Consider the following 24709-nt stretch of genomic DNA (forward strand, 5'->3'; position numbering starts at 1 on the left):
GAAATGAGGCTTCCTCGCTCTTCTTAGTAATAAAAGATACACTAATGGACTATATCATCAACCATGATTCATCAAGCTGCCCCTTTGTTAATCTGAACTGCTTGCCATGTTCATCAATCAGTGCATGAAGCTCCTGAGCGTCTTTTACTGACCAATCTTTTATCTGCTCTGTAAATTCCTGTCTCAAACTCAAATAATCCTTAGACTGACTAAGTCCTAACCGATTAAATAGTCGAAGAGCATATTGATCCGCCACAAAAACACTTCTTCGACACAAATAGAGCAAAATAACATCCGCAGTTTCATTACCAACCCCCTTCAAGCTCAGCAGCTCTTCTCGGAGTACTGCTGTCTCAACATTATCTAAACGAGAAAAATCTCCATCGAACTGATTGGCCCACTCAACCACTGACCGAATGTAGAGCGATTTTTGCTTGAAGAATCCTGCTGGGCGAATGCATTCTTGTAAATCCTCCACAGGCATCTTTAAAAGCGAATGAATTGTCAACCGTCCCTCCAACTGTTCCAAAGCACGCTTGGCATTTGCTTCCGTTGTTTGCTGGATAAGAATCATAGATACCAAATCCTTTATGGGATTTTCATCGTTCCACCAGTGAAATTCACCATATCGCCGTTTTAAATTTTGGTAAAGAACCGTCAACTGTTCCACTACTATCCCCCATCTCACCTTGTTTCTCCTTGCCATTATAGCACGATGAGTGAAGGGATACAACACTACAGTTCCTCTAGTGATATTGTATCTACAATCACTTCAAACTGTTCAGACAATACCTCTGGAAAATAATTCAAACAATTAGCTGTCGCAAAGGCTGCCGCTTCTCTCAAGAAGATTTCTGGGTCTTGCCCTTGGCTGATGCCCTTGACTAGCAAGCCCAAGTAGAAATCCCCTGCCGCAATGGGATTTCGTGTTTCTTTCTTTGGAGACTGGATACGGAAGAAGCGCTGACCAATCTTAGCTAGACTACCCTTACCTCCCATGGTAATGATGATGTTCTCATGAGGAGTCACTTCTTTCAGAATACCTAAAATAGCTTCAGGACTTTCTTCATCCAGCTCTGGATAAATATCTTTCAGCTCTTCATTATTGATTTTGATAAGGGCCGGTCTAGCTTGATAAGCCACACGTAAAGCTGGTCCACTGGTGTCCACTATGGTCAGAACCTCTGGGTATTTTTCAATAAACCGCTGAATATAATCATCCGGCATCCCCTTCATCAGACTACCTGAAAAGACTAGGATGTCGCCAGCTTGCAGGCTATTTTCAATCTGCTGAGTGAATTGGTTGAGCAAATCCTCTGTTAGTTCAAAACCTTTTTCATAGAAAAGAACGACATCGCCTGTACTGGTTTCAACGTAAATATTGCAGGTTCTTGTGTTCTGATTATTTTCAACCACGCGCAGGGCATTTCCACCATCAGCATTAAGCTCCTGAATGTAGCGACCAATCTGCCCACCTAAAATGGTATGGATAGTATAGTCTGTCACTCCATTTTCTCGAAGTGCATAGGCCACGTTAAAGCTTTTTCCACCAGGATAATCCCTCACTTCCGTCGGTCTCAGGGGAATATTCTTTTCAATCTTTTCCACAAGAAGCGTGCGGTCTAGGGCTGGATTGGGACAAATCAAGTGAATCATGACGGTCTCCTTTTTGGTTTTTTGTTTATATTATTATACTATATATAAGCAGAAATAAAAAGATAATTCCTCGATGGGAACTATCTTTTAGACCATTTAAATTTTTTATGCAAGTACGGAAATTCGTTCCTGCTGGTAGCCACCTTTTTCCGCAATGTCAACCAAAGCCACAGCATAGTCGGCATAACTAATATAGCTTTCACCTTGGGCATTGACTTGGAAAACCTCGCCAGCCAAAGTGTAGGCACCTGCTTTTTGACCTTCTGCATCAAAATCGGCTGCTGGGCTGATATAGGTCCAGTTGACCGCTGTCGCCTGACGATAGAGGTCTAGACCAGCACCCATAGCCTCAGCGATTGGCAGGTATTCCGCAGGGAAATCTGGAGTATCTTTCAGCATAGCTGTCTGGCTCTCGTCTAAATAAAGACTGCCTGCACCACCAACTACTAAAAGACGAGTTGGACTACCAGCAAGGATGGTCGCTAGATGCTCAGCAAGACGAGCGTGATCCGGCAAGGTTTCTGGTGTCCAAGCACCAAAAGCATTGACTACTACATCAAAACCAGCCAAATCTTCTTTGGTAAGAGCAAAAGCATCCTTCTGGATTACTTCTTGGGCTACGCTCTTGTTTTCAGAACGGACAATAGCCGTCACCTGATGACCACGTTCTACTGCTTCCTTTGCAATAGTTTGACCTGCTTGACCATTCGCTGCAATAATAGCAATTTTCATATTGATACCTCACTTGTTTCGTTGTAATAACTTCATTTACAACGTAAGTATAAATCTTTTTGATTGTAAAGTCAATTGTTACAACTCAAAAATTAAAAAAATCATCACAAGGATGATTCACTAACTAGTCTTTTAGTGCTAGGGCAACACTCTACAGATTACTTCAACAGTCCAGTGGAGTGTTTGAAGTAGGAAATAAGGAAACAAAGTTTCTCCTTACGTCCGTCGACCTAATAAAACGACTATAGTTCCGCCAAGAGATCAGCAAGCCTTGTCTTAGCAAGTTCATTTTCCAAAGCCGACTGAGCATTTTCCAAACGGCTATCTAGCAGGGGATGAATATTGCGACCTACTTGGCAGGAAGGATTCGGTTGCTCATGAAAAGCGAATAATTGACCTTTTTCTCCAAATAACTCCACAGCCTGATAGACATGCAAAAGTGTAATCTGGTCTGGACCCTGTGCCAAGCGAGCACCTCCAACACCACGCGCTACTTCTACCAGACCAGCCTCCTTGAGTTGGGACAAAATATTTCGGATAATGACAGGATTAACCCCGACACTGCCTGCAATGCTAGTACTGGTCTGTTTTTCTTTTTCTCCTTCCAGAGCCAAGAGAACCAAGATATGGCTGGCAATGGTAAATCTACTTGAAATTTGCATCTCTTCTCCTTTTTTTCAGTCTATCATAGACTGAAACAGAACTCAAGTTTGAAAATTAGTCACGGTCACACCCAGCAAACGAATCCCTTTTTCAATCTTCCCAATTTCTTCAATTAGTTGACGAACCTCTTTCTCAATCGTTTCCGTCTGGTCCGTATACACCTCTAGACTATGACGTTTCGTCAAGGTAGAAAAATCACCATAACGTACCTTTAAAACAATTGTTCGCCCCTTTTTTCCATTTCGCTTCAAACTGGCTGCGACCCGTTGGCAAAGACTGATTAGCTCTTTCAGGACATCCTCCTCCCGATAAAGAAGTTTGCGATAGGTCCTTTCCTTTCCAATTGACTTACGAACACGGTCCACTTTAACGGGCGAATTAGAAATGCCCCTCGCTTTCCGATAAAGGTCGAAGCCAAAACGCCCAAATCTATCTATCAAAACCATTTCTGGTACATCTAGCAAATCTTGCCCCGTGTAGACCCCCATCTCATGCAGGCGTTCCACCGTCTTCTTCCCCACACCGTGAAATTTTTCAACAGGCAGGGAGGCGAGAATACCAACAGCATCTTCAGGTAGAATCAAGGTCAAACCGTGCGGTTTTTCCATATCAGAGGCAATTTTTGCCAAAAATTTATTATAGGAAACACCTGCGGAAGCTGTCAGATGCAATTCATTCCAAATATCGTATTGGATAAGCTTGGCAATCTTAACCGCAGAGCTGATGCCCAACTTATTTTCTGTTACATCCAAGTAAGCCTCATCGATAGACATGGGCTCCACCAAATCAGTATAGCGATGGAAAATTTCTCGAACCTGTCGCCCAACTTCCTGATATTTTTCATAATTGCCAGAAATGAAAATCGCCTGAGGACAACGCTCATAGGCCTCTTTTGAGGACATAGCCGAGTGAATCCCAAAGGCACGCGCCTCATAATTACAGGTAGACACCACTCCTCTACCGCCAGATAGTCTTGGGTCAGCCCCAATGATAACAGGTTTGCCCTTCAAAGCAGGATTATCCCTGACCTCAATAGCAGCAAAAAAAGCATCCATATCTACATGAATAATTTTTCTAGATAAATCATTGATTAAGGGAAAAATTAACATGACTGCCTCTTCCTGTTTACAAGTTTAACTCGCTATATTATACCGCATTTCTTAGGAAGTTTCAGCCTTTAGATTCGTTGCACCAGCCATCTTACCAATACAATAAACGACAGCTTATCACCTTATTACAAATACAAGCAGAAATTCACTTTGAAAATGCCAACTCTGTCTTTCAAGTTTTTTCATATTCCTTGAAAGGTTTTTCATTTATTTTCAAGTATTTTTGTCTTGTAGAAAGTGTTTTCAAATGGTATAATGATGACATGTTGGTATTGATACAAAGTCGATACCCAAAAGCATAAAAGGAGAACCCTCATGTCAACAAAAGTTAAAACAAAAAATGTTGCTGAAGACATTTTCGCCCAAGCCTGGGAAGGCTTTAAAGGTACAGATTGGCAAGATAAGGCAAGTGTAACACGCTTCGTTCAAGCCAACTACACTCCATACGATGGAGATGAAAGCTTCCTCGCAGGCCCAACTGAGCGTTCACTTCATATCAAAAAAATCATCGAAGAAACAAAAGCTGGCTACGAAGACACTCGCTTCCCAATGGACGTAGATCGTGCTACTTCTATCGCTGATATTCCAGCAGGTTTCATCGATAAAGAGAACGAACTCATCTTCGGTATCCAAAACGATGAGCTCTTCAAACTCAATTTCATGCCACGTGGTGGTATTCGTATGGCTGAAACAACTCTTATCGAAAACGGCTATACTCCAGACCCACTCCTTCATGAAATCTATACAAAACACGCTACAACTGTAAACGACGGTATCTTCCGTGCCTACACCGCTGACATCCGTCGTGCTCGCCACTCACACCACGTTTCTGGTCTCCCAGATGCATACTCACGTGGTCGTATCATCGGTATGTACGCTCGTTTGGCACTTTACGGTGCAGACTACTTGATGGAAGAAAAAGTAGCTGACTGGAATGCGATTACTGAAATCGATGAAGAATCAATCCGTCTTCGTGAAGAAATCAACCTTCAATACCAAGCATTGCAACAAGTTGTACGCTTAGGTGACTTGTACGGTGTTGATGTTCGCAAACCTGCGATGAACACGAAAGAAGCTATCCAATGGACAAACATCGCCTTCATGGCAGTATGTCGTGTTATCAACGGTGCCGCAACTTCTCTTGGTCGTGTGCCGATTGTTCTTGACATCTATGCAGAGCGTGACTTGGCTCGTGGTACATTTACTGAATCTGAAATCCAAGAATTTGTTGATGACTTCGTATTGAAACTTCGTACAGTGAAATTCGCTCGTACAAAAGCCTTCGACGAAATCTACTCTGGTGACCCAACATTCTTGACAACATCTATGGCAGGTATGGGTAACGATGGTCGTCACCGTGTTACTAAGATGGACTACCGTTTCTTGAACACACTTGACAACATCGGTAACTCTCCAGAACCAAACTTAACAGTTCTTTGGTCAGACCAACTTCCATATTCATTCCGTCGCTACTGTATGGCAATGAGCCACAAACACTCTTCTATCCAATACGAAGGTGTGACAACAATGGCGAAAGATGGTTATGGCGAAATGTCATGTATCTCTTGCTGTGTATCTCCACTTGATCCAGAAAGCGAAGACCAACGCCACAACATTCAGTACTTCGGTGCTCGTGTTAACGTTCTTAAAGCTCTTCTTTCAAGCTGGAACAACGGCTACGACGATGTTCACAAAGATTACAAAGTGTTCGATGGTGTTGAACCAAATACTTCTGAATTCTTTGACTACGATCAAGTTATTGCCAACTTTGAAAAAGCCCTTGACTGGTTGACTGACACTTATGTAGATGCAATGAACATCATCCACTACATGACTGACAAGTACAACTATGAAGCAGTTCAAATGGCATTCTTGCCAACTCACCTTCGTGCAAACATGGGCTTCGGTATCTGTGGCTTCGCAAATACTGTTGACTCATTGTCTGCTATCAAGTACGCACAAGTGAAACCAATCCGTGACGAAGATGGCTTCATCTACGACTACGAAGTAACTGGCGACTTCCCACGTTATGGTGAGGACGACGACCGTGTAGATGACATCGCGAAATGGCTCATGGAAGCATTCTTCTCTCGCTTGAACAAGCACAAATTGTACAAGAATGCTGAAGCAACTGTGTCTATCTTGACAATCACTTCAAACGTTGCTTACTCTAAACAAACAGCTAACTCACCAGTTCACCGTGGTGTATTCCTCAACGAAGATGGTTCTGTTAACACTTCTAAAGTGGAATTCTTCCCACCAGGTGCCAACCCAACTTCTAAATCTCGTGGTGGTTGGTTGCAAAACTTGAATACTCTTTCTAAACTCAACTTCAAACATGCCAACGACGGTATCTCATTGACAACTCAAGTTTCACCAAAAGCTCTTGGTAAAACATTCGATGAGCAAGTGAACAACTTGGTGACAATCCTTGACGGATACTTCGAACAAGGTGGTCAACACGTGAACTTGAACGTTATGGACTTGAACGACGTTTATGACAAGATTATGGCAGGTGAAGATGTCATCGTTCGTATCTCTGGATACTGCGTAAACACTAAATACCTCACTAAGGAGCAAAAAACTGAATTGACTCAACGTGTCTTCCACGAAGTTCTTTCAATGGACGACCACGCTGCTGAAGTTTCAGGCCAAGCTTAATCAAGCAAACACAAAAGGACTTGCAATGCAGGTCCTTTTTATCGTCATTTAGTTTATCTTTTATTACGTCGACGAATGAGGAAACTTTGTTTCCTTATTTCCAACTTCAAACACTCCACTGGAGTGTTTGAACTCACCTTGCCTGATTGCAACAGTCTGGGGGATACGAATAGTCCGGTGGACTATTCGTACCTGAGCCTGAAAACAAAAAAGCGAAGTACCTCAGCAAGTCAATGCCTAGAAATAAGAAAGCATTGAGTTATGCCTGCGGCTCGTTGCCTAGTACTAAAATACTATACTATGTCGAAAAATTTTCTGAGTGTTGCGGAAGGATACAGAAGCAGTTCATAAAAAAATCCCTGTTAAACAGGGATCATCATTTGTCATCCTTCAAACTTCTATAAACATCGTCTATAAAAAGCTTGGCAATTCTCTTTTTAAAATCATCGTTATTAAGCAGGACTCCAAAAAAATCTTGATTTTGCATATAACCCTCAGTCAAAGCATTATCAATCTCATCCTCAAAAGAAAACTCGAAATCTTCACGAGAATTTACCTTGGCAGACTGCTTGAGTTTCTCATTTTTCTTCATGAGTTCACGAATAGAAACTGCTCCGCTAACACCGATTTGAGGATCAATCGTCAAATCAAGTTGCTCATTGATTTCATCAATAATCTCTGAAAGACGTTTTTCCTGTTCTTCATCAATAGGTCCGATTTTAGGTTTATTAAGCGAAAGAGTATATTCTCCTTCCAAGTCAGCTACGGTATGGACACCTGTTTGCTTGTGCTTCATGTAGTCAACCACAATCTTATCCGCAATGGTAAAATCCGTCCCACCAAGCCGAACATCAATCATCTTAACTAATTCTTGTAGATAATTATAACGCTCATGCAGAACCTCATTTTGATAGGCAGTAGCTTGAATCAGAAAAGTATACATTCGAAGAAAACCTCGGAAAACTTTTTTGATTTCCAACTGCTCCTTCGCATCAAACTCCCGAACACGACTGCAACCTTTATTCAACAACGCTGTCATCTTCTGCTTATCCCGACTAGAGCGTTTCTCTTGATATAGGAACTGATTAAACTCATGGATAACATCACTGTCAAGAATGCCACATTCATCTATCTTACGTACCAAGTCAAATACATCACTTGGCGTAATGGTTTCTGCCAAAATCGTTTCCTTATAGTAAGGAGAGAAAGCCTTGTTTATATCCTCATAGGTATTTTTAAAGTCCAATACAAAGGTTTTCTTATTGTAACCTCCCACAATACGATTGAGGCGAGATAGAGTTTGTACAGCTGCTACATCTCGCAACTTTTTATCTACATACATAGCCACCAATTTCGGTTGGTCAAAACCTGTTTGGTATTTATTGGCCACGATCAAGACCTGATAATCATCTGTATCAAATCTCTCTTTAAGCTTGTCTTCCGCAATTCCGTTCATCAGAGCCTCAGTATAATCCTGATCATCCATACTCACCTTACCTGAAAAAGCAACTAAAGCCCCAATACTGGTGATATGATGCTCTTTGAAATAACGTTTAAAGGACTTTTGATACTTGACTGCTGCTTCACGACCCGATGTAACAATCATAGCTTTACCTTGACCGCCCAACTCAGCCATAATGTCATGACTGATGAAATGGTCCATGATGATTTCAACTTTCTGGTCAATATTTTCATCCGATAACTCGATAAACTTGGCAATCTTTCTCTTCGCAAGACCTGTTTTAAACTGAGGATCCTCCTCAACAGCCTTATTCAATTTGTAGTAAGTCTTGTAAGTAGTATAGTTATTTAAGACATCCAGAATAAAGCCTTCCTGGATAGCCTGTTTCATAGAGTAGACATCAAAAGGACCTTTTGAACCATCTGGTAAGGTTTTTCCAAACAACTGGAGGGTTGTCGCTTTAGGCGTAGCTGTAAAAGCGATGATCGAAATGTTGCCTTGCTTTCCTGTCCGAGCGATTTCTTGTTCGATGGCATCCGCCACTGAAACCTCCTGCACCTCATCAATCGTCCCGTCTTCAACATCTGTTTCTGTCAAAACTTGACTGACAGCACTCATATAGGAGCCCGTCGTCGAACTGTGGGCTTCATCAATCAGAATGGCAAATCTTTTCTGGGCAGTTGGACCAGCTGTCATCCAATCTGACTTATTGATTTGGGCAAATTTATGAATGGTTGTTGCGATAATCTTGGTATTTCCAGCCAAGGCGTCTGCCAAGTCACTGGAAGTTGCCTTGTCATCCATCACCTTGATAACCCCAGGCTGATGCTGGATAGCCTGAACAGCATCTTGTAGTTGTCTGTCCACAACAATCCTATCTGTTACAATCAAGACCGTGTCTACAACATTTCGGTCTTCGTTGTCATGCAGACTGACTAAACTATGGGCCAACCAAGCAATCGTATTAGTCTTACCTGACCCTGCCGAGTGTTGAATCAGGTAATTACTAACGGTGTGATTGACCTTCATATCCTCTAGTACACGGTTTACAGCTCGTCTTTGCTGGTAACGAGGGAAAATCAGCGTTTTCTTGCCTTTTTTATCCCGATCAACCTTCAAAAAGATAAAGCGTTCAATCAACTGAAGAATACTGTCCTTGGTCAGCACTTCTTTCCAAAAATAGGCTGTGTCTGGACCAGATTCATTGTGCGGATTTCCAGCCCCCTGGTCAACTCCCTCACCTTTCCCCATATTGAAGGGAAGGAAATAAGTATCTTGTCCCTTGATTTCAGTCGTCATGTAGACTTCCAAGGTATCTACTGCGAAAGAAGCCAAAACGCCCGCATTAAACTTAAACAAACGATTCTTGCTATCTCGCTTTTTTAACTGACGAACTGCATCATCTACCGATTGACCACTGGAATTGAGCTTCAACTCAATAGCAAAAATAGCTAGGCCGTTCAGAAAGATAACCAAGTCTACACGTTCCTTATCCTTGTAGACAACCTCTTCCATAACCGTAAAACAATTTTGCTCATACCGCTTAACTGCCTTGGCATTAAAGGAAGTGGCAGGCTTGGGATAGACCAGTTTCAATTGTTTATTTTCAATGTAAACCCCCGACTTCAAGGCAAAGAGAAGACCTCCCTTGATAATTTCTTGGTTAATCAAGTTGAGAATAACCTCTTTGTCCAACTTCTTCAAGAGATAATCCATCTCGTCTTCTTGGGTTGCTCGCAGAAACTCCCACAAGATGTCTGTATCCATTGCCAAGCGTTGATTATACTTGCTCTGCGGTCTGTGAATAAAACCATTTTCTGTTTCTAAATCCGTGATAATCCACTGCTGAAAATCATAACGTTCTGTAAGGTCAAAATGAGCCATAGGTATTCCTTATTCTTCCTAGCACTTACTCTATATCATCGAGGGAGAGAATAGACAGATACATATCCAATCTCTCGTTCAAATAGCGCGCAAACAAATCTTCCATTGCTGACAGGTTTCCCTTAGAATGGAAGTCATCAAAGGCCTGATAATAGGCTAATCGATCTGAAAATTTAATATCAATGGGAGGGTAGCCAGCCTTCATCAGCTCCAAGTTGACCAAGAGCCGTCCAGTCCGACCATTGCCATCAATAAAGGGATGAATGCTTTCAAAGGCAATGTGAAAACGAGCCATCTTGGTCACGATGTTTTCCTGACTTTGAGCATAGTTCGCCAGCCACTGCTCCATCAAGGGACGGATCATAAAGGGCTGGGCAGGTTCGTTTGCAGCACCCATGATACGAACGGGCACCTTTCGATAGACACCCCTATCGTCCTTCTTATCGGACAAAACCAGATAGTGAATATCCTTTACAACCTGCTCCGTCAAGGGAGTATCTTCTGCCACCAAGGTCTGTACGTATTCAAAAGCTTCCCTATGACCAATAGCCTCAAGGTGATCCTTCAAGGGTTTCTGGTCAATGGTCAACCCACGCAAAACCATGTCCGTCTCACGCAGGGTCAGGGTATTGCCCTCAATAGCATTGGAATTATAAGTGAACTCCACTGTAAATTCTTCATTGAGCCGCTCAACCTCACCTCTGGTCAAGGGACGAAGCGTCGCTAACCTTGCCATCTTTTCATCAATCAAGGGCAGGAGGCTTTCCACCCTTTTATAACGACCATCAACTGGCTTTGGAGCATCTTGGGGAATCTTCCATAAATGCCCCTCACGGATAGCACCTTCCACCTTTCCCTGACTACACAAGTCACGAACACGGCGGTCTGAAATCCCCCAGAGCTCCGCCGCCTGCTTGACAGACATATACATAGGACACCTCTCCTTCTAACCAAAACAGTCTTGTTTCTAATACTATTATAGCACAGTTCGGAAGGATAGACGACAAACGGAAGGATGTTTAGCAGATTTTCGGAAGGATAGGGATAGCGTAATAATTTTGACAGAATAATTAGTCATCAAAAATTCGTCTATTTTCTATGTAGGTATGCTATAATTATTTATGCAGAAGAGTTTCCCCAAATGGGAAGGGAGGTTATTATGTTCCTAAAGCATAATAACCTCTCGAAGACGGTGGCTCTAATTTCTGAAAGGTAGGTGGTGCCTATGAGCAACTCATCAAAATCTAACAGAAAGGAGCAGATTGTTGTCAGTTTACGAGACGATGCAACTGATGCTGGGATTCGGTAGTTTCCTACTCTCCCTTATTGGCTTAGTGATTGTCATCGTAAAAATGAGCAATAAAAAATAACCGTCTAAACTTTGACCGGTTGACGATTATTTTTTAGTAATTATAAAACTAGTCACCGTCTTAAACGGTTCTGCATTGGGTAGTTGTGAGTGCAACTACCCTTTTCTATTCTCATTATAACCTAACTAGGAAAAATAGTCAAACGAGGTCCTATTTGGCAGTCAGAGCTCCTAACTAAACTGGTGCTTATTCTAGTACAGTTCGGAAGGATAGAGGAGAAAGGAGAAAGGAGAAAGGAGAAAGGAGAAAGGAAGAATATCAAATTGATATACATCAATCAAACAATGTCAATTGTCCATCAACTATATTATTCTTACCAATTCGATTAGTATGATTAAATTCAAAAATATGTTTTTCATTTGTTGCATAGCTACTAACTTCCATTACATCCCATTTGATTTGTTCTCTGCCGTCAATGATTTTAAGAGATTTTCGTAAATTACAAATGATAAAAAAGCCTGTGTTAAAAGAAATAACCTTGTTCTGTGACTTCTCTAGAAATTCTTTATCTTTGACATAAAATCTTATTTTTTCACCCTCAAATTCACCTGACCAAAGTTCATTACTACCTTTAACAATTACTGGAGAAATGATATAAATTTTTGAATCATATAAAATGTTCTCATCATTAGTTGACTCAATAATATAATCTGAGAAGTCCTCCCTCTTTATAGTTCTAGTGACTTTCGACTCCTGCTTAACTTCAATTGCCTTAATCGTGTTATTTGCCTTGTTAACTTTGAAAAAAGCATTTTTTTGCTTCCTAGAGAAACCCGATGACTCAATAAATGCTTCAGCCTGTTCCAAAGTTAAAGAATTACTATTAATTTTTTCTTGAATATCAACTAATAGTTGCGTTCTTGACACATTACTATCTTTAGGTTTTGGATTTGGCGCGAAAAATTTATTAAATGCAACTGTCAAAAACACTAAGATAACATCTCTATTTTGAGATAAAAACTCTACAATATGCTCTGTCTCAAAACTACCTTCTTTTCTTGCTTTAACTTTCATTTCCAAGGAAAGATTAAGCTCTTTTGAGAGACAATGTATGTACTCTATCAGTGCTTGCTCAGACTTTAGTAGAGTTTTTGCATCAATTTCATGAAGCTCTTGAGCATCAAAGACCCACCTCAAAGAATAGCTGTAGTTTTCGTGCTCCATCTACACCCTCCTTTTCCCTGTCACAACATCATAAATCAGTGTTTGTCGTTGTTTGTTGATATTTTCGATTTGTTCTTTTTTAATAGCAATCATTTGATTGATTCTTGCTATTTCTCGTTTTAAAAAATCTGTTATTTTGTTCTGCACACTCTCAGGGATTACTGGCAGGAAAATATTTTTTAAATTATAGGAATATATTACATCAATTGTTGTACTATTACTTAGATAGTGCAACTGGTTCTTAACCAGATCAGTATCATTAAAAATATATTTTAAGAGTTCTCCACTCAACATGCCTTCATTCAGTCTAAACCTAATTAAACATGGATGAATAATCCCAACTTGATTATTTTCTGGTACAATTGCAATTTTTCCAATTGTACCACGGGTTGTCAATAACACATCACCAGCCTTAACAGAAAAACTTTTTAATTCTTCCCATTTTGTATCATCAATAAAAGAATCTGTAGTAATAAAATTATTATCTAGAACTGTTCTCTGATTATATACCCATTTTTTACCCAAACTCTTAATATCGTTCCCTGAAAGCGCTGAGCCAAACGGGCCTACTTTCATGTTATCCTTTTCGTCTGATAGTATATTCTTCAATCTCTTCACTCCCCACCCTTCTGGTATCTGTCCTATCCAGTCAACACCTGATTCTTTTAGGGGAACGGTTTTATCCAATCCTTTTGTGACGGTTTCGTAAATGAGGCTTTGGCGGTAGTCTTCCAAGGTCTTAACTTGCTCTTCTAGAAGGCTTTTGACACTATCTAGTTGAGCGACTTTTTTGTCAAGAAAGTTAGCAATTTGGGTTTGCTCATCTAACGGAGGAACCACCAGTTTAATTTTCTCAATGACTCCCATTCCAATATTTTGTTGCGTTCCAAAAGACCATTTATTTTGAATTTGTTTAGTAAACGCATCTGACAACATAAAGTAATATACAAACTTTTGATTTGCCAAATCACTCCTCGTCCTTACCAATGCAAGAGGAGACCAAATATCAAAAATTTCATCAGTAGTGACTATACCAACATTACCAGTTGTTGCTCCTGATTTGACAATGAAAATATCATTTTTTTGAGGACTTACTTTCCTACTAAAAATCTTGTGAGCAGTCTCAGATATATATCCCCTTTTGTAACGAGAATCTAAAATACCATTTTTCACAGATTCTGCAGACAAAAACGGGATTCCTTCATCATAAAGGGTGGGGGTTTCATGAGGTCCATCCGTAACAGGAGTAGAAACTAAATATTTTATAGGTTTCAGCCCCCACTCCTCTGGTACTTCCCCAATCCACTCGATACCACTATCTTTCATCCTAGTCATGTTTGAGGTCCTCCAAGAGTGCTTGTAGTTGGTCTTCTAGGTCATAGAATTGTTTGAGCAGGTCTTCCGCCTTTTCTGGGGCTTGATATTGGTAGAAATAGCGGGTAAAGGGGATTTCTGCTCCTAGCTTGCTTTCCTCCCACCAGTAGTGAGCATCTGGAACATGAGGATAGACTTCCCGTTCAAAATAAGCTTCTACTTCTTCCGAGAGCTTGACAATCTCAGAATCCTTAGTAGTCTTGTCATAGACGATACCGTCCGCAATCTCACCCAGCTTGTCTTTCTTCTTAGTTGTGATAACCTCAGCTGTCTTGTCCATCTCACTCATAGCAAGGGCTAGAGCGTTGAGATTGGCTGGGGTCAGCTTGACTTCTGACAAGAGGTCTTTCAGTGTGGCTGTAAAGGTCTCAAAGTTTGGATAGGTAGTTTCCGACAGACCTTGACGGAGGGCTTGGAGAATTTCCTCTTGCTTTTCCCTACCTTCTTCAAGCTTTTGCAATTCCTTATCCTGTTTGGCTGTACGTGGCTCCATTTCCAGTAATTCTTGGTACTTGTACTCATCAAAGAGCTTGGCAAAAAACTGGACCGACTGGACACTTTCCAGGCTTTTCTCTGTAATTTCTCCACGACGTTGTAAGGGCTGCATAACCAGGTATTCTTTATAAAGAAATTCCTTGCTGTCAAAGATTTTCACACGGTCATTTTCCTCAAAGTCATGGTACCTCTTGAGAATATCCTTGATATTGTCCTGTGACAATTCGCGGCGTTTTTGTCCCAGTGATTTCCGCAAGGGAACAAATTCATTGGTCGCATCGATAAATTGGACCTTACCTTGTCTTTCTGGACTCTTATCCTTATTATAAAGCCATATATAGATACCGATTCCAGTATTGTAGAAAAATTGACCTGGGAGGGCAACAATGGCCTCCAACAAATCATTTTCTAAGATATAACGGCGGATTTGACTTTCCCCAGATGTCGTTCCACCTGAGAATAGGGGTGAACCGTTTGAAATGATAGCAGCTCTGCCATTTTCCTCCAACTTCGCCAAAGCATGTAGATGGAAGAGCAACTGAGCATCCCCTGTGGTAGGGGTGTTGACGAAACGACCTTCCCTGCCTTCTGTCGACTCAAAGAGAGCCTGATCATCCTTGACCGCCTGCTCTACTCCGTCATCCGCATCCTTACCTCCCCAAGACTGACCAAAGGGTGGATTGGCAATGACAAAGTTCATCTTCTTATCATAAAACGGATCTGGATCCTTGAGCGTATCCGCCTTAACAAAGTAATCCGACTCTTCCTGACGAATCAGCATATCCGCTTTGCCAATACCGTAGGTTTCAGCCAGATACTCTTGACCAAACAAGCGAACATTAACCTTGGGATTGAGCTGTTGAATATAGCTTTTGGCAGTTGCCAGCATACCACCTGTACCTGCCGCCATATCTAAAACTTTAATCTCCTTATTATCAACAAATAGCTCTTCATCTGCCTCCATCAAAAGCAGGTTGACCATGAGGGCAATGACTTCCCTTGGTGTGTAGTGAGAACCTGCCTCCTCGTTTTCAGAAAAGCGGCGGATAATATCCTCAAACATATAGCCCATCCGCATAGAATCAATGGAACTTGGTGATAAATCAAGTTCCGAGAATTTCTTCACTACTGTAAAGAGACGCCCTGTACTTGCCAAGGTATCCACCTGCTCCTTAAATTTCAAATTCTCGATAATATCCTTGACTCGTTTGGAATAACCATCTAGGTAATCCAAAAAGTTATCCTTGATAGCATCGGGTTCGTTCAAGAGATTCTTTAGTGTATGCTTGCTGGTATTGTAGTATTTATAGCCTGTAAGAGACTCAAAGATTTTCTCTGGTGTTGACGGATTCGACTGGAACTGAGCCAACACTTTTTCCTTGGTTGGTAAAAGGGCAGCTTCCAAGCGAGCCAATACAAACATGGGAATAATGACATCACGGTACTTATCCGCTCGGTAAGCACCTCGTAGGGTGTTTGCAATAGACCAGACTAAATTGACATCCTTACTGATGTTGACATCATTTGCTTGAAACAGAGGGAGTTTCCCTTTTATATCGACCATAATTTCTCCTAGAATAATCAAAAAATATACTACTATTATACCAAAAAATAGGACCCTACATTCAAATGCAGGGTCACTTTCATTCTAATAATATTTTTATTATTTATCCTAGTTATTATAGATATAGGTAATTTCTCCGATGGTATCCGTCGGATTAAACCAGCCGCGGAAATTATCCACCCACTGTTGGCCACGATAGTTGGCTTCAAGGACTTGAATTTGTCCATCCTCGTTAACAGCTGTCACATAGGCAACGTGTCCCAGAGCGCCATCGTTCCAAGAAATAATGGATCCAACTTCAGGTGTTGTTCCTGTACGGAAACCATCGCGCGCCGCATTGGCACCCCAAGAAGCTGCATCGCCCCACCAGTCACCTGCCCAAGGGGCAACTTTCTGTACTCCCCAGGTACATTGACCAACAGGGTAGTTAATGCCTGGCTCATACTCATAGCCTGGTAGATAGTAGCTATCAGCACTTGCTTCACTAGCCTGATTCCAGATAGTTTCTGTTAATTTCAAAATCTGTCCAGGATAGAGCGGCGTCTCTAAGGTCATTTGGTTTTGTGTTAACAATTCGTAGACATCTAATGAAAAAGCATCTGCAATTCCATAAAACGAATCCCCATCTTGAACAACATAGTCTGTTTGACTCGTAACTGAGACTTCTTCATTAGAACCAGCTGGAAGATCCAAACGTTGACCTGGTGTAATCAGTCCGTCTATTTCCATCGCATTCACTTCAGCCAATTGGTAGGGATCAACACCATATTGCTCCGCAATAGAGAACATGGAATCCCCTTCCACTACTACATGACTAGCGGCTTGAACACGAGATATGGTTGATAACGCAACCGTAATCCCTGCAAGAGCTAGAACAGATTTGCAACTAAACTTTTTCATATGACACCTCCTCATCATGATTTCATTTTACCAAGATTTTGACGGGAAAAGATGTCGAAAGCATTACAAATAAATGACGATTTATCGTTTTATTTCATTCTTTAAATAGTTTGATATAACTGAGAAAGTCTTCCCATTCCGAATGGTCACTTGTTTGTAAAAAGGTGACTTAGCCAACTGCTTGTGGTAGGCTGTTTGTAGATAGCTGCCTTCAGTATATTTGCCCCAATAAATAGCATGCTCGGAGAGATGTAGAACTTCATCACCTAGATGCAAGGACTGAATATAGTCCACCATAGCCTGCTTATCCAACCCTTCAGTGAAAAAGAGAACATCCTTTCTCGCCAATTCTTCTTGCCACCATTCTGGAAGCTGATCTATTTCTGCTTGATAATCTTGGGCATCTAGTAGAGCAAATTGCTCCACAAAGGGGTATCTTTCTGTGAAAAAAGTTTGAAATTCAGCAACTATGTCCCCTCTATTCTTGGTTGAATCAAAGAAGAGATTGCCGCTATTAATGTAGGTTTCAACCTTGTCATAGCCCAAATCTGCCACCGCTTGACGCAATTCAGCCATGACGATTTTATTACGACCACCAACATTGATCCCTCTCAGCAGAAGAACATATCTCATTGCTCCTCTTCCTCCAGAACTTGCCGAATCAAGGCCATATCCTGGTTTCTATCCAACTTCCACTGGGCCCGCTCATCCTTGTCAAAAGTACGATTCGAGAGAAAAATCGCAGCTTTCTGCAAGGGACGATTGTACATGATAAAGGTCCCCGTATAGCCTGTGTGCGACAACCAGTCCCCCTTCTTATCCCAAGCCAGAGACCGCTTGCGCTTATCATCAAAACCGTAATCCTGCGTTAAATTCGCCGCAAAATCCTCAGTTAGATAGCGTTCCAAAAAGATTTCCAAATCTTTGACGGTCGAAAAGAGACCTGCACTTCCCGCGTGGAGGCCCAAGACACGCGCCTTGGGATCATGCACCACACCTGCCTTGACGCCACGCACCGTCGGCACCGCCTGACTGACTGGTCCAAAGGAGGTTTGGGACATACCAAAGGGCTCTAGAACGTCTCGACTAATCAGCTGGTCTAGACTGTCTCTACCTAGTTCCTCCAACAAAAAGCCCAGCAAGAGAAAATTAATGTCTGTGTAGAGGAAATCTTTCTTATCCGTTACGGTAATCTTCAAAATTGCTTCCTTGAGCTGGTCGGTATCCAGACTATCCCGATTGGGAATGAAGGGATTGATACCACTAGTATGGGTCAATAATTGCCGAATGGTGACCTCACTATCCGCAAAAGCTGGATAATAAGACTGCAAGGTCCTATCTAGCTCCAAAGCTCCGCTATTAACCAGAAAAGTCGCAAGAGTCCCTACTCCAACCACCTTGGAAACAGATGCCAAATCATAGGTCAAACCCGCCTCAACTGGTAACTGACCATCCTGGGTCCCTAAATAGTATTCCTGCCACTGACCCTTAGAAAAAAGAGCCAGACTGGCACCAGGATAAACTCCTTGCCCAATCTGCTCTGAAATCTTGTCTAAAATCGCTTGTCTCATTTTTCGAACCACAATTCAATACCACTTGGGTCAACCGTTTGGATAAAGCTTGCTTTTTTATCTTTAAAGAATGGTCCTTCCAACTGGCTTTCCAAATGTACCCAATCAAAGTCCTGCTCGATGGGAAAACGTAAGCCTTCTAAATCCCAAACTTGTTCCGCAGGAGTTAATAAATCCTTACCTTCTGCTCCAACAAAACGCAAAAAGGCTTGTTGAGGTAGGATAGCCTCATAATAGTCTTGGCTGATACTAGCTTGTGGGGTATTAAGCCAAATAGACTCTACTGTAAAAGCAGTCAGACCAGAAAAGTCATCCTGCACCTTAAATGGAACAGGTGGAAGGATCGCTTTTAGGTCATCAAGAGACGCTTCTGCATGCAGAAAGAAGGTATCTCCTTCTGGCGACACAGCTTCAAAACCATAGCCATTTTTTCCTTGGTAGAGCTTACTATACTGTGAACCTTGCGCCAGCAAAGCTTCAATTTCAGAGGCATTATCTACTTTTATCACAATTTTATTCAGTTTTTTAAGCCCTTCGACAGCACGGGTGCGATTACCAGGAGATTCTGTCAAAACGAGCTTCGTTTCTGGACTTGTTCTATCTCCAAAATCAGCAAAAGGACCATCTTCGAGCTTGGTTTTCATTCCTAGATTTTCTTCTAAAAATCCTTGATTAATAGCCCTATTATTAATACGTAAAATAGGGACTATAGCTTCATTTTTTCTCAACACGATACATTTCACTCCTCAGTCATTCTACAATATTGTATAAAAAATTTCATCATTTTACAACTAATTGTATCGTCGTTTTATACATTAATATTTTTATATATACTGATAATTTTTAGACAAACACTGGCTTATCAGATATAATAGCTATTATAGACTATTATCCTAAAAAAGAGGAGAATTTATGCGCTTTAATCAATTTTCTTTCATAAAAAAAGAGACCTCTATCTACTTGCAAGAACTTGATTCTCTGGGATTTCAACTGATTCCTAATGCAAGTAGCAAGACAAATTTAGAAACCTTTGTCAGAAAGTGCCATTTCCTGACAGCAAACACCGACTTTGCCCTGTCCAACATGATTGCGGATTGGGACACAGACCTACTGACCTTCTTCCAGTCTGACCGTGAGTTGACAGACCTGATTTTCTATCAAGTGGCCTTTCAGTTGCTAGGCTTCGTGCCTGGTGTAGATTATACAGATGTCATGGACTTCGTGGAGAAAACCGACTTCCCGATTGTCTATGGGGACATCATCGAAAACCTCTACCAGCTACTCGCTACTCGTACCAAGTCTGGAAACACTTTGATTGACCAGCTGATCAGCGATGATCTGATTCCAGAGGACAATCGCTACCACTTCTTCAATGGCAAATCCTTGGCAACCTTTTCGACTAAAAACCTCATTCGTGAGGTGGTCTATGTGGAAACGCCTGTCGATACGGCGGGGACTGGACAGACTGACATTGTCAAGGTTTCCATTCTCCGTCCTCACTTTGACGGGAAAATCCCTGCGGTGATTACCAACAGTCCTTATCATCAAGGAGTGAACGATGTAGCCAGCGATAAGGCCCTGCATAAGATGGAAGGGGAACTGGCTGAAAAACAAGTCGGTACCATTCAAGTCAAGCAGTCCAGCATCACCAAGTTAGACTTGGACCAGCGAGACCTGCCTGTCAGCCCTGCCACTGAAAGACTGGGCCACATTACTTCTTACTCCCTCAATGACTACTTCCTCGCTCGCGGCTTTGCCAGCCTCCACGTGTCTGGTGTTGGCACGCTAGGTTCGACGGGTTACATGACATCTGGCGACTACCAGCAGGTTGAGGGCTACAAAGCGGTGATTGACTGGCTGAACGGTCGCACCAAGGCCTACACAGACCATACTCGCTCGATTGAGGTCAAGGCCGATTGGGCCAATGGTAAGGTGGCGACGACGGGACTGTCTTATCTCGGTACCATGTCCAATGCCTTGGCAACAACTGGCGTGGACGGATTGGAAGTCGTCATCGCAGAAGCAGGGATTTCCTCTTGGTACGACTACTACCGTGAAAACGGGCTGGTGACCAGCCCTGGCGGCTATCCAGGCGAAGATTTGGACAGCTTGACCGCCCTGACTTACTCGAAAAGTCTGCAAGCAGGGGACTTTCTCCGCAATAAGGCAGCCTACGAAAAAGGACTGGCGGCAGAACGTGCTGCCCTGGACCGCACCAGCGGCGACTACAATCAATACTGGCATGACCGCAATTATCTGCTCCACGCTGATAAGGTCAAGTGTGAGGTAGTCTTTACCCACGGCTCACAGGACTGGAATGTCAAGCCAATCCATGTCTGGAATATGTTCCACGCCCTGCCAAGCCATATCAAAAAACACCTCTTCTTCCACAACGGTGCCCACGTGTATATGAACAACTGGCAGTCTATCGACTTCCGTGAGTCCATGAACGCCCTGCTCAGTCAAAAACTGCTGAGCTACGAGAATAACTACCAACTGCCAACGGTTATCTGGCAGGACAACAGCGGTGAGCAAACTTGGGCGACCTTGGACACCTTTGGTGGTGAAAACGAGGCTGTCTTGCCACTAGGTACTGGAAGCCAGACCATTGCCAATCAGTATGCCCAAGAAGATTTTGACCGCTACGGCAAATCCTATCCTGCCTTTCACCAAGACCTCTATGCAGGCAAGGCCAACCAAGTCAGCATCGAACTGCCTGTAACGGAGGACCTCCTGCTCAACGGACAGGTCACGCTGAAACTCCGTGTAGCTTCTAGTGTAGCCAAAGGCCTCTTATCTGCTCAGCTATTGGACAAGGGAAGTAAAAAACGCCTAGCCCCAATCCCTGCGCCTAAAGCAAGATTTAGTCTAGACAACGGTCGCTACCATGCCCAAGAAAATCTGCTGGAATTGCCTTATGTGGAGATGCCACAACGCTTGGTAACCAAGGGCTTTATGAACCTGCAGAACCGCACCGACCTGATGACTATCGAGGAAGTGGTGCCAGACCAATGGATGGATCTGAGCTGGAAACTGCAGCCGACCATTTATCAGCTGAAAAAAGGTGATGTCTTGGAGCTGATTCTCTACACCACCGACTTTGAATGCACTGTTCGGGATAATTCTCAATGGCAAATCCACCTTGATTTAAGTCAATCACAGTTAATTTTACCGCACTAATATTTGATTTTCAGTTCTAAAAAGAGGCTGGGCGTTTCCGCCCGGCCTCTTTGTCGCTGTGTCATAATGGTTTAGATCTGATCTTTAGATTTTTTGTTTATAGCTGTAGCGACTACTGCCAAGCTAATTCCAGCTAAACCAAGGCCTACTAAGGCTAGGTTATTGCGTTGTTCACCTGTTGCAGGTAGGGTTGCTTTGTTTGCAGAAGGTGCACCTTTGTGACTCAGTGTCGGATTCGATTGTACTGAAGGAGTTGTTTTTACTTCTTCTTTCTTCATTTCCAAGCTACCTTTTACAAGGATACGATTTTGACCTTCAACAACAGTCTCTGATAATAGGTTGGTTGCGACAACTTTACCATCAACTATGACATCTTGATAAACAGATACTTTTTTACCTGCTTTTCCTTCTTGAAGAAGGTATGATTTGCCAAGCGCTAGGCTTGCATCATATCTGATTTCTTCTTTGATAGGGAGAGCTTCTTCTACCTTGCGTTCTTTTGTTGTGAAGTCTAGCTTTGGTTTTTCCGCTGTTTTTGGCGCGACTTCTGGAACTGCTGTCTTAGGTGCAGAGTCTTCCGCTTTTGGTTGCTCAGCCTTTGGCATTTCCTCCTTCGGCATGTCTTCTGCTTTCGGTTGCTCCATTTCTGGTTGCTTAGCCTCTGGCATCTGTTTGTCAGACTCTACTTTATCAGTTTTCGGTGCTTCCATTTGTGGTTTGTCCACTTTTGGTTGCTCAGCGTCTGACATTTCCGTTTTTGGTGCTTCCGGTGTTGGAGGAGTCGGCTTATCGGCCTCTGGTTCCATTGGTTTTAGAGCCTCGTCCTCAGCTTTCGACGTAATATCTGGTGTTTTTTCCACTAATGTGCCTTTTGCAATCAGACGGTTGACTGGGGCTTTACGGTCTTCTGAAAGGAGATTACTTGCTATGACATTCCCTTCAACAATCACATCTTGATATTTCTTAACCAATTCGCCTTTTTGACCTTCACGAAGAACCTTTGTCTGACCAAGTGGCAAACTAGCATCGTCTTGTTCTTCAACCATATAATCCAAAATTTCTCGCTCTACTCGCTCTTTGACAGTAAATTCTAATTTTGGTTTTTCAGGCGCTGTCGGTGCTGTATCAGGATGTTTCTCTACTAACATGTTTTTTGCAATCAGACGGTTGACTGGGGCTTTACGGTCTTCTGAAAGGAGATTACTTGCTATGACATTCCCTTCAACAATCACATCTTGATATTTCTTAACCAATTCACCTTTTTGACCTTCACGAAGCACTTTTGTTTGACCGAGCGGCAAACTAGCATCATCTTGTTCTTCAACCATATAATCCAAAATTTCTCGCTCTACTCGTTCTTTAACAGTAAAGTCCAATTTTGGTTTTTCAGGAGCTATCGGTGCTGTATCGGGATGTTTCTCTACCAAAGTACCTTTTGCAATCAAATGATCAACTGGATCTTTACGTTTTTTGGAAATGAGGGTACTTGCTACAATTGTATCACCAACAATCACATCTTGATAAGTCTCAGACTCTTCGCCTCTCTCACCTTTTTGTCGTTCCTCTTTCTCACCAAGTGGCAAGTTTGGATCTTCCTGCTCTTTCGTTTCGAAATCTAAAAATTGATATGTTGTTCGTGTTTGAACTTTAAAATCTAATTTTGGTTTTTCGGCTACTCTAGGTGCCTCCTTAGGAACTTCTGTTTTGAGGTTATCACCTTCTATTTCTTCAGCTCTCTCTTTAATCCTTTTGAGTGCTTGTTCTGATCTTTCGACAGATATTCTAAGTACATCTCCTTCTTGGCTAAAAGTACCGCTACCCTCTCTTTGCTCTAAATGTTGTTTATATTCTTCTTCAATTTTTTGATCACCTGCATATTTAGTGCGATACTGGGCGACTTCACGCGTCAAGCGTTCCATCGTAATATGCTGTTTAAAGTCAACCAAATCACTATAAATTTTATCAATAGTCACATCTTTATTAAGACGAGAATCATCCTCTTTAAGACCTGAGGCAAAAGTCATCTGATCTCTCCCCTGTTTAAAAGTGAATTCTCTTAGATATGCTTGCAGAGAGTAAGTTTTGTCATCATACATTCTAAATTCATCCAACTCTTCCAAGTCTCTTTCTAACTCTTTTAGAATGTCCCGAAATTGTGGAAGGGGGGTAGTCTTAACTTCGGTATTCTCTGATACTTCTTCCTTAGCTTCGCTTGTGAGGGCTGCTGGGGCAGGAGTTGGTTCTTCTGATTTTTCAGGTTCAGAGGCTATATTTTGTTCAGCAGACTTCATTTCTGGATCTGCCTTTTCAGCAACTGGAGTTTCTGATGTTGCTGGAACTTCTTCTTTAGCTTCTGGCGCAACTTTTGATTCAAGATTCGTATTTTCTGTACTTACTGTTCCAGTAATCTGTACTGTTGGCTCGGTTTCTCCCGTTGGCTGAGTTGCTCCAACTTGAGTAGATTCCGAAGTCACTGTCGTTGCAAAAGCGGTTGGTATCGAGACCCCAGCCCCAAGTAAGCAAGTAGCAATTAGCACTGAGCCTACACCGACTTTAAATTTACGAATACTATATCTGAATTTTTTCTTTGCCGTTTCCATTTCTATTATTCCTAATTTATATTTTATTATATACTGTTATTGTACCATGATATTCAGGTGTCGGATGTGTTTTTTATATATTAAAACTCTACCGAATAGCTCCGTTTCTTCATCATTGAATACATGTAACTCTTTTCTACCATTTGTCAAGCCATTCAAGGTATTTGATGAACAATATTTTGAATTCAGTAGTCAAACGAAAGTTCTATAATGAAGTTAGCCACCTTACCTTGGTCAAGAATTAGATGTTTCACTATGTTTGAGTAAGTTGATGATTTCATTTGATAACAGGCTTGAAGCTGTTAGGCTAGGTGGCCAAGGCTA

17 protein-coding genes and 1 pseudogene are annotated in these 24709 nt (G+C 42.0%); 3 read left to right on the forward strand and 15 right to left on the reverse strand.

The annotated features are described in order from the left end of the window. Positions 1–49: 49 nt before the first annotated feature. The 5 genes from ODU46_RS07285 to dinB all read right to left on the reverse strand — a co-directional run bounded on the left by ODU46_RS07285 (position 50) and on the right by dinB (position 4160). On the reverse strand, positions 50–688 hold the full coding sequence (locus tag ODU46_RS07285; protein WP_164503894.1) for an endonuclease III domain-containing protein: 639 nt from the start codon (positions 686–688) through the stop codon (positions 50–52). Between the two features lie 47 nt (positions 689–735). Then, on the reverse strand, positions 736–1656 hold the full coding sequence (locus ODU46_RS07290; protein WP_398579449.1) for a 1-phosphofructokinase family hexose kinase: 921 nt from the start codon (positions 1654–1656) through the stop codon (positions 736–738). A 105-nt stretch (positions 1657–1761) separates the two neighbouring features. Next, on the reverse strand, positions 1762–2388 hold the full coding sequence (locus ODU46_RS07295) for an NAD(P)-dependent oxidoreductase (RefSeq protein WP_044675642.1): 627 nt from the start codon (positions 2386–2388) through the stop codon (positions 1762–1764). Positions 2389–2630: 242 nt separating this feature from the next. Next, a complete protein-coding gene (locus ODU46_RS07300; RefSeq protein WP_015646348.1) occupies positions 2631–3050 on the reverse strand; it encodes an Rrf2 family transcriptional regulator in 420 nt (139 codons plus the stop codon). Between the two features lie 42 nt (positions 3051–3092). Continuing rightward, positions 3093–4160, reverse strand: a complete 1068-nt coding sequence (gene dinB / locus ODU46_RS07305; protein WP_014637367.1) for a DNA polymerase IV — start codon at positions 4158–4160, stop codon at positions 3093–3095. A gap of 315 nt (positions 4161–4475) precedes the next feature. Between dinB and pflB the strand changes: the two genes are divergently transcribed. Further along, positions 4476–6821: a formate C-acetyltransferase gene (gene pflB / locus ODU46_RS07310; RefSeq protein ID WP_044684841.1), complete on the forward strand. Its 2346-nt coding sequence runs from the start codon at positions 4476–4478 to the stop codon at positions 6819–6821. 376 nt (positions 6822–7197) lie between these two features. On the opposite strand, the gene ODU46_RS07315 is transcribed toward pflB, so the two are convergent. Continuing rightward, complete coding sequence (locus tag ODU46_RS07315) at positions 7198–10167, reverse strand: type I restriction endonuclease subunit R (protein ID WP_398579450.1); 2970 nt, start codon at positions 10165–10167, stop codon at positions 7198–7200. A 25-nt stretch (positions 10168–10192) separates the two neighbouring features. Continuing rightward, positions 10193–11098 carry a Fic family protein gene (locus tag ODU46_RS07320; RefSeq protein WP_395315038.1) on the reverse strand — a complete coding sequence of 302 codons (906 nt, stop codon included), beginning with the start codon at positions 11096–11098 and terminating at the stop codon, positions 10193–10195. Between the two features lie 319 nt (positions 11099–11417). Between ODU46_RS07320 and ODU46_RS07325 the strand changes: the two are divergent. After that, a pseudogene (locus ODU46_RS07325) lies at positions 11418–11537 on the forward strand (putative holin-like toxin); the annotation flags it as partial. Between the two features lie 273 nt (positions 11538–11810). Here ODU46_RS07325 and ODU46_RS07330 read toward each other — a convergent pair. The 7 genes from ODU46_RS07330 to ODU46_RS07360 all read right to left on the reverse strand — a co-directional run bounded on the left by ODU46_RS07330 (position 11811) and on the right by ODU46_RS07360 (position 19348). Further along, positions 11811–12701 (reverse strand): hypothetical protein, encoded by an 891-nt coding sequence (locus ODU46_RS07330; RefSeq protein WP_398579451.1) that lies wholly within the window; start codon positions 12699–12701, stop codon positions 11811–11813. Beyond that, positions 12702–14036, reverse strand: a complete 1335-nt coding sequence (locus ODU46_RS07335) for a restriction endonuclease subunit S (RefSeq protein WP_398579452.1) — start codon at positions 14034–14036, stop codon at positions 12702–12704. Beyond that, a complete protein-coding gene (locus tag ODU46_RS07340) occupies positions 14029–16134 on the reverse strand; it encodes an N-6 DNA methylase (RefSeq protein ID WP_398579453.1) in 2106 nt (701 codons plus the stop codon). The genes ODU46_RS07335 and ODU46_RS07340 overlap by 8 nt, the downstream gene beginning before the upstream one ends. Before the next feature lie 108 nt (positions 16135–16242). After that, positions 16243–17034 carry a LysM peptidoglycan-binding domain-containing protein gene (locus ODU46_RS07345; protein ID WP_398579454.1) on the reverse strand — a complete coding sequence of 264 codons (792 nt, stop codon included), beginning with the start codon at positions 17032–17034 and terminating at the stop codon, positions 16243–16245. A gap of 81 nt (positions 17035–17115) precedes the next feature. Further along, on the reverse strand, positions 17116–17667 hold the full coding sequence (locus tag ODU46_RS07350) for a DUF1697 domain-containing protein (RefSeq protein ID WP_202846545.1): 552 nt from the start codon (positions 17665–17667) through the stop codon (positions 17116–17118). Next, entirely contained in the window at positions 17664–18605 is a 942-nt protein-coding gene (locus ODU46_RS07355; RefSeq protein ID WP_398579455.1) for a serine hydrolase domain-containing protein, read from the reverse strand. Before ODU46_RS07355 ends, ODU46_RS07350 begins: the two co-directional genes overlap by 4 nt. Continuing rightward, positions 18602–19348, reverse strand: coding sequence for a CppA N-terminal domain-containing protein (locus ODU46_RS07360; RefSeq protein WP_398579456.1), 747 nt, complete (start codon positions 19346–19348; stop codon positions 18602–18604). The genes ODU46_RS07355 and ODU46_RS07360 overlap by 4 nt, the downstream gene beginning before the upstream one ends. Positions 19349–19517: 169 nt before the next feature. Here ODU46_RS07360 and ODU46_RS07365 point away from each other — a divergent pair, with 169 nt between their 5' ends. After that, positions 19518–21785, forward strand: a complete 2268-nt coding sequence (locus tag ODU46_RS07365; RefSeq protein WP_398579457.1) for a Xaa-Pro dipeptidyl-peptidase — start codon at positions 19518–19520, stop codon at positions 21783–21785. A 71-nt stretch (positions 21786–21856) separates the two neighbouring features. On the opposite strand, the gene ODU46_RS07370 is transcribed toward ODU46_RS07365, so the two are convergent. Continuing rightward, on the reverse strand, positions 21857–24385 hold the full coding sequence (locus ODU46_RS07370; protein ID WP_398579458.1) for a G5 domain-containing protein: 2529 nt from the start codon (positions 24383–24385) through the stop codon (positions 21857–21859). Positions 24386–24709 lie beyond the last annotated feature (324 nt).

This window comes from Streptococcus sp. 2020WUSS089 (assembly GCF_044427405.1).
GTDB classification, from domain to species: domain Bacteria; phylum Bacillota; class Bacilli; order Lactobacillales; family Streptococcaceae; genus Streptococcus; species Streptococcus hashimotonensis.